7 protein-coding genes are annotated in these 6,083 nt (G+C 60.2%); all 7 read left to right on the top strand.

Going from position 1 to position 6,083, the window contains the following annotated elements:
• Window positions 1-446 (top strand): glutathione peroxidase (locus ACIQ3A_RS13290; RefSeq protein WP_396432206.1); only part of this gene is annotated, 446 nt, incomplete at its 5' end.
• 20 nt (window positions 447-466) lie between these two features.
• Window positions 467-1,786 carry an NAD(P)/FAD-dependent oxidoreductase gene (locus tag ACIQ3A_RS13285; RefSeq protein ID WP_396432207.1) on the top strand — a complete coding sequence of 440 codons (1,320 nt, stop codon included), beginning with the start codon at window positions 467-469 and terminating at the stop codon, window positions 1,784-1,786.
• Window positions 1,783-2,559, top strand: a complete 777-nt coding sequence (locus ACIQ3A_RS13280; protein WP_396432205.1) for a DUF1365 domain-containing protein — start codon at window positions 1,783-1,785, stop codon at window positions 2,557-2,559. Before ACIQ3A_RS13285 ends, ACIQ3A_RS13280 begins: the two co-directional genes overlap by 4 nt.
• Before the next feature lie 17 nt (window positions 2,560-2,576).
• Entirely contained in the window at window positions 2,577-3,836 is a 1,260-nt protein-coding gene (locus tag ACIQ3A_RS13275) for a class I SAM-dependent methyltransferase (protein WP_396432204.1), read from the top strand.
• A gap of 5 nt (window positions 3,837-3,841) precedes the next feature.
• Window positions 3,842-4,477, top strand: coding sequence for a chalcone isomerase family protein (locus ACIQ3A_RS13270; protein ID WP_396432203.1), 636 nt, complete (start codon window positions 3,842-3,844; stop codon window positions 4,475-4,477).
• A complete protein-coding gene (locus tag ACIQ3A_RS13265; RefSeq protein ID WP_396432202.1) occupies window positions 4,474-5,793 on the top strand; it encodes an MFS transporter in 1,320 nt (439 codons plus the stop codon). Before ACIQ3A_RS13270 ends, ACIQ3A_RS13265 begins: the two co-directional genes overlap by 4 nt.
• A 58-nt stretch (window positions 5,794-5,851) precedes the next feature.
• Window positions 5,852-6,083, top strand: a 232-nt coding sequence (locus ACIQ3A_RS13260) for a DUF3833 family protein (RefSeq protein ID WP_396432201.1), incomplete at its 3' end; no start/stop codon positions are given.

Genomic DNA, 6,083 nt, shown 5'->3' with positions numbered 1-6,083 from the left:
AAGATGAAAAGCCTCAATCGCTGTGCCAGTACGCGGGCAAGGTGGTGCTGGTGGTCAACACGGCCAGTTTTTGTGGCTTCACCTCGCAATACAAAGGCCTGGAAGCGCTGAACACCCAATACAAGAACCAAGGCTTGGTGGTGTTGGGGTTCCCGTCGAATGATTTTTCGCAGGAAAGTGGCAGCAACAAACAGATTGCTGATTTTTGTGAAAGCACCTTTGGTGTGAAGTTTCCAATGTTCACCAAAACCCAGGTCACCGGCGAAGGTGCGGTGCCCTTGTTCAAACAACTGACCGCGCAAACGGGCCAAAAGCCCCGCTGGAATTTTCACAAATACCTGATTGGCCGGGACGGCAAGGTGCTTGATCAATACAGCAGCATGACCGGGCCCGACAGCAAAAGCCTGTTGGGGGCGATTGAAAAAGCCCTCAAGGCCAAACCATGAACCAAACCACGAGTCGCCGCATGAAACTGGCCATTGTGGGTTCGGGCATTTCAGGCCTGGCGGTGGCGCACACCTTGAAAGACCAGGCTGACATCACCGTGTTCGAAGCGGGTGATTATTTTGGCGGGCACACCCACACGGTGGACGTGACCCTGCCCACACCGCAGGGCTTGGTCACGCATGGGGTGGACACCGGTTTTCTGGTCTTCAACGAACGCACCTACCCCAACCTGATCAACCTGTTTGCCGAGCTGGGTGTCGAGACGGCGCCCTCGGACATGTCCTTTTCTGTCAAGGTGCCGGGAGCGCTGAAGGGTAAAACCCTCGAGTGGAGCGGGACCGACCTGAGCAGTGTCTTTGCGCAGCGCAGCAATCTGTTCAACCCGCGCTTTTGGCGCATGCTGGCCGATGTGATGCGCTTTAACGCGCTGTGTACCCGCATTGCCAAAGAGCAACGTGAAAAAGAAATGCAGCAGCCGCTGAGTGATTTTTTGCAAATGCACCGATTCAGCGAAGCCTTTCGCGACTGGTATTTCCTGCCCATGATGGGGTGCATCTGGAGTTGCCCGACTGACCAAATGCTGCAGTTTCCCGTGGCCACCATGATCCGGTTTTGCCACAACCATGGCTTGATTCAAGTGACCAATCGCCCCCAGTGGTTCAGCGTTGTGGGCGGGGCGCGCAACTACGTCGAGAAGATTTTGGCGGACGTGCACGACAAGCGGCTGAACACCCCGGTGCGCCTGATCGAGCGCGATGCGCAAGGTGTGCGCATCATCACCGATGGCCATGCCGAGCGTTTTGACCAAGTCGTGATCGCCACACACACCGACCAGGCCTTGGGCCTGTTGCGTGAACCGAGCAGCTTTGAGCGCAGCTTGCTGGGGGCCATTCGCTACCAGGACAACCACGCGGTGTTGCATACGGACGCCAGTGTGCTGCCTGCTAACCAGAAAACCTGGGCTGCGTGGAATTACGAGCGCGCAGCCAGCAGCGAGCGCGAGTCTTCCAAGGTGTGCCTGCACTATTTGCTCAACCGTTTGCAGCGCATTCCATTTCAGCAACCGGTGGTGGTTTCGCTCAATCCGCTGCAGGCCATCGACGCGGCCAGCATCGTGGGTGAATACGATTACGCGCACCCGGTGTTCGACTTGGCAGCCATCGAAGCGCAAAAGCGCCTGCCCTTGCTGCAAGGCCAGCATGACACTTGGTACGCCGGGGCCTGGGCAGGTTACGGTTTTCATGAAGATGGTCTCAAATCAGGCCTGCAAGTGGGTCGCGCCTTGCTCCAAAAAATTCATGGGCAAGGCAGCACCCCCCCTGAAAAGCTGGCCGCATGAAACCGGCCATCGCACTCATGGGCTGGGGCCAGGTGCGGCACACGCGCCATCGGCCGGCGCACCACGCATTTGCCTACCCGACCGCCTTCCTGATGCTGCCCATGCGCAGTCTGCAAGCGGGGCAGTGCACGACAGACCTGGCCATCAACCGCCCTGCGTGGTTTGCTTTTCACGACGCCGACCATGGTGACGGACGAAGTGCCGGCCAGGGCGGCGCATTGGCCTGGCTGGACGCGTTGTTGCACAAGGAAGGCATCACGGACGCGAGCGGCGAGGTCTGGCTGCAGGCCTTCCCCCGGGTTCTGGGGCACGCTTTCAAGCCGGTGAGCTTTTGGTACGCGCACCGGACCAATGGCACTTTGGCCGCTATCGTTGCCGAGGTGAACAACACCTTTGGCGAACGCCATTGCTATCTGCTGCCCGAGCCGCAATATGGCCACACGATATTGGCCAACAAAGTTTTCCATGTATCCCCCTTTTGCGATGTGCAGGGCGAATACCGGTTTCGTTTCATGCGCGTGAGCCATGGGGGTACCGAACGCATTGTGGCGCGGGTCGACCATGCCGATGCAGACGGACCCCTGATCGACACCAGCTGGAGCGGCGAGCTTCAGCCCCTCAACGCCGCGGCTTTGCGCCGGGTCATGTGGCGATACCCGCTGCTGACCTTGGGCGTGGTGGCGCGCATCCACTGGCACGCATTGCGGCTGTGGCTTAAGAAAGTACCGTTTTGGCGCAAGCCCGAACCGCCTCGCGAATTTGTGACCCGATGAACACTGGAACCCACCGGATGCCCACCACGATAAAGACCGCAGACAACGCCACAATCTCTGGCAACCCGGCCGCAGCCGCACGGATTCCGCACGGCAGTTTGCCCAAAGCGGCAATGCGCTTGTTGGGCCTGCTGGCACGCCTGAAAATCGGCACGCTCACTCTGCATGCGCCCGATGGGAACTTCCAGGTGTTTGGCACGCACGAGGCCCCCTTTGCTGCTCTGCACATCCACCGCTGGGAGATGTGCGCCGAAGTGCTCAAGTCGGGCGACATCGGTTTTGCCGAGGGCTATATGGCCGGCGACTGGACCACGCCCGATCTGGCCGTTTTGATGCGCCTGTTGATCGCCAACCGCAATCACATTGAAGGTGCGATTTATGGCCATTGGCTGGGGCGACTGGCGTACCGCATCAAGCACTTGCTGAACCGCAACAACCGCAGCAACAGTCGCAAGAACATCCACGCGCATTACGACCTGGGCAATGCGTTTTACGAGTTGTGGCTGGACGGAACGATGAATTATTCGTCAGCCTGGTTTGAGGGCGACCAGACCCAGCCCATGGCTGACGCGCAAAAAGCCAAAGTGCGCCGGGCCTTGCGCATGGTGAACGCCAAGCCTGGTGACCGCGTGCTCGAAATCGGCTGCGGCTGGGGCGCGCTGGCCGAGTCGGCCACCACTGAATTTGGCGCACACATCACAGGCGTGACCTTGTCCACCGAGCAGTTGGCCTTTGCCAATGCCCGCATGCAGGGCCAGGGGATGCAGCAGCGTGCTGATTTGCGCTTGCAAGATTACCGCGACATTGCCGATGCACCCTTTGATGCCATCTGTTCGATCGAGATGATTGAGGCGGTGGGGCAGGCCTATTGGCCCACCTACTTTCAGACCATCAGCCGACTGCTCAAACCCGGTGGCCGCGCGTGCGTGCAAAGCATCACCATCGATGACAGCTTGTTTGAGCGTTACCTGCAATCAACCGATTTCATTCAGCAGTACATTTTTCCTGGCGGCTGTTTGCCAAGCCCTGGCGAGTTTCGCAAACAGGCGCAGGCCGCAGGCTTGCAGGTGGTGGACGAGCTGAACTTTGGCCCCGACTATGCCGAGACATTGCGCCGCTGGCGGGAGCGATTCATGCAGCAAGCTGGCGAAGTGCAAAAGCTGCAGTTTGACGACCGCTTCATACGCCTGTGGGCGTTTTACTTGGCCTATTGCGAAGCCGCTTTCGATGAGGCCAACATCGATGTGATCCAGTTCACGCTGGCCAAACCAGGTTGAAACCCATGACTGCACACTTTAAAAATACCTTGACATGGGCGCATGGTGTGCAGAGGCACTGGGTGGGTCTTTGCCTGTTCATGGTCATTTTCGGTGGGGCGTTCGGTGATGCCCAAGCCCAAGCACAAACCAGCACGGCCAATCCAAACATCAACCCCAATGCACAGTACAGCCGCCCCGAAGTTGCTGCTTTGAGCGGTGTGGTGCCTACTGCGCCCGTGCGTTTGCGCGTCTGGGGTTTTGAGGTTTACGACGCCCGGCTTTGGACGCCCTTGGGCTTTCGCCACAGCCAACACGAGCTGCACCCTTTCGCGCTGGAGTTGCAATATTTGCGCCGCCTGGAAGGGGCCTCGATTGCGAGCCGATCGATTGACGAGATGCGGCGTGTGGGCAATTTCAGTGACGCCCAGGCGCAAGGCTGGTTGTCGGCCATGAGCGCTTTGTTCCCCAACGTCAGTCAGGGCGACCGCATCACCGGCGTCAACCTGCCAGGGCTGGGCGCTGAATTCTGGGTCAACGGCCAACGCGTCGGCTTGGTAAAAGACACCGCATTCGCGCGCTTGTTTTTTGGTGTTTGGCTGGATGAACGGACGTCTGAGCCCAAGATGCGTGCGCAGTTATTGCAAGGCCTTCAGCCATGAGCAGCGCCGCATCGGCCTCTGGCCCACAGCGCCAGCGGCGTGCCGCAGCCGCCTATGGCTTGCTGGGTTTGCCCTTGGCCTTTGTGGCCTTGCCGGTGTATGTGCATTTGCCGAATCTTTACGCCCAGCAATATGGCGTGCCCTTGGCGGCATTGGGTGCTGTGCTCTTGCTCAGCCGCAGCATCGATGCTGTGGTCGACCCGTGGCTGGGGCGTTGGGGGGACCAACTTTTTCGCCATTCTTGGCGTGCCGTCTGGCTGGCGGCCATGCTGCTGGCTGTGGCGGTGGCCTTGGGTTTTGCGGCTCTGTTTTTTCCGCCCTCGGCGGTTTTGTCTGCGCCGCAGTTGCTGCTTTGGGTGGGCGCTGCGCTCACGCTCAGTCACCTGGCCTACAGCGGACTGGGCATCTTGCACCAGGCCTGGGCCGCGCGCCAGGGCGGTGGCGGCATCGCGCAAAGCCGTTGGGTGGCCTGGCGTGAAGGATGGGCCTTGGTGGGCGTGTTGCTGGCCTCGGCTTTGCCCGCCCTCTGGGGCTGGCCCTTGACCACCGCTCTGCTGGTCATCATGTTGGCCCTCGGGTTGTTCACCTGGCAGCGCACGGCCAGGCAAGCCGCACCCATGCAAGCCCCATTGCCGTCCGAACTCGACCCTGCACACAATGCCGTGAGTTTGTGGCAGCCCTGGCGCTATGCCGGCTTTCGCCGTTTGTTGGTGGTTTTTGTTTTGAATGGTCTGGCCAGTGCTGTGCCCGCGACCCTGGTGCTGTTTTTCGTGCAAGACCGTTTGCAAGCGCCCAAGGCAATGGAGCCGCTGTTTCTCGGGGTGTACTTTGCGGCCGGTGCTTTGTCGTTTCCGCTGTGGCTCAAGGTGATCGACCGCATGGGCCTGGTGCGCACCTGGGCGCTGGGCATGGCCATGTCGGTGCTGGCTTTTGTCAGTGTGATCGGTTTGGGCGCGGGCGATACCACCGGGTTTTTGCTGGTGTGTGCGCTGTCAGGCATGGCGCTGGGCGCAGACCTCACCGTGCCCGGCGCCCTGCTCAACCAATTGATCGACCGCTGCGGCGAGCGGGGCCGTACAGACGGCGCCTTCATGGGCTGGTGGAATCTGGCCACCAAGCTGAACCTGGCTTTGGCCGCTGGTTTGTCCCTGCCCTTGTTGGGCATGTGGGGTTATGCCCCTGGACGGCAAGACGCCGATGCCTTGCTGGCGCTGGGCCTGGCTTACGGCCTGCTGCCATGTGTGCTCAAGCTGATGGCTGCGCTGGCTTTGTATTGGGGTTTGATGCGGGGACCGGCTTTGCGGCACGCGGCCTGATGCCCGCCCTATGCATCGGCACGAATTCGAATCAAGTTTTGAAAATAGGAGCTTGCTGATGAGTAAAAAGATGGATCGCCGAAGCGCCCTAGCTCGCCTGGGCACACTGCCCGCGCTTGCCGCTGCGCCTTTTTTGGCCAGCTGCGCCGGGCCGCAGGTGCAAGGGTATGCGCAAGAAAAGCCCGTACTGGATTTGCGCAGCTATTTCTTGGGCACCATCGACGCCTGGGGCGTTTTTACCGACCGCAGTGGTCAGGTGGTCAAGCGCTTCACCGTGGTGATGGACTGCA

It is taken from the genome of Limnohabitans sp. (assembly GCF_044361985.1).
Classification (GTDB): domain Bacteria; phylum Pseudomonadota; class Gammaproteobacteria; order Burkholderiales; family Burkholderiaceae_C; genus Limnohabitans_A.
The sequence above is the reverse complement of the archived record's forward strand: the minus strand, read 5'-3'. Positions and strand labels throughout refer to the sequence as shown.

Excerpts from the sequence above, each read along its gene's own strand:
- ACIQ3A_RS13285 (WP_396432207.1), top strand. The coding sequence starts at position 467 with ATGAAACTGGCCATTGTGGGTTCGGGCATTTCAGGCCTGGCGGTGGCG.
- ACIQ3A_RS13265 (WP_396432202.1), top strand. The coding sequence starts at position 4,474 with ATGAGCAGCGCCGCATCGGCCTCTGGCCCACAGCGCCAGCGGCGTGCC.
- ACIQ3A_RS13280 (WP_396432205.1), top strand. The coding sequence starts at position 1,783 with ATGAAACCGGCCATCGCACTCATGGGCTGGGGCCAGGTGCGGCACACG.
- ACIQ3A_RS13270 (WP_396432203.1), top strand. The coding sequence starts at position 3,842 with ATGACTGCACACTTTAAAAATACCTTGACATGGGCGCATGGTGTGCAG.
- ACIQ3A_RS13275 (WP_396432204.1), top strand. The coding sequence starts at position 2,577 with ATGCCCACCACGATAAAGACCGCAGACAACGCCACAATCTCTGGCAAC.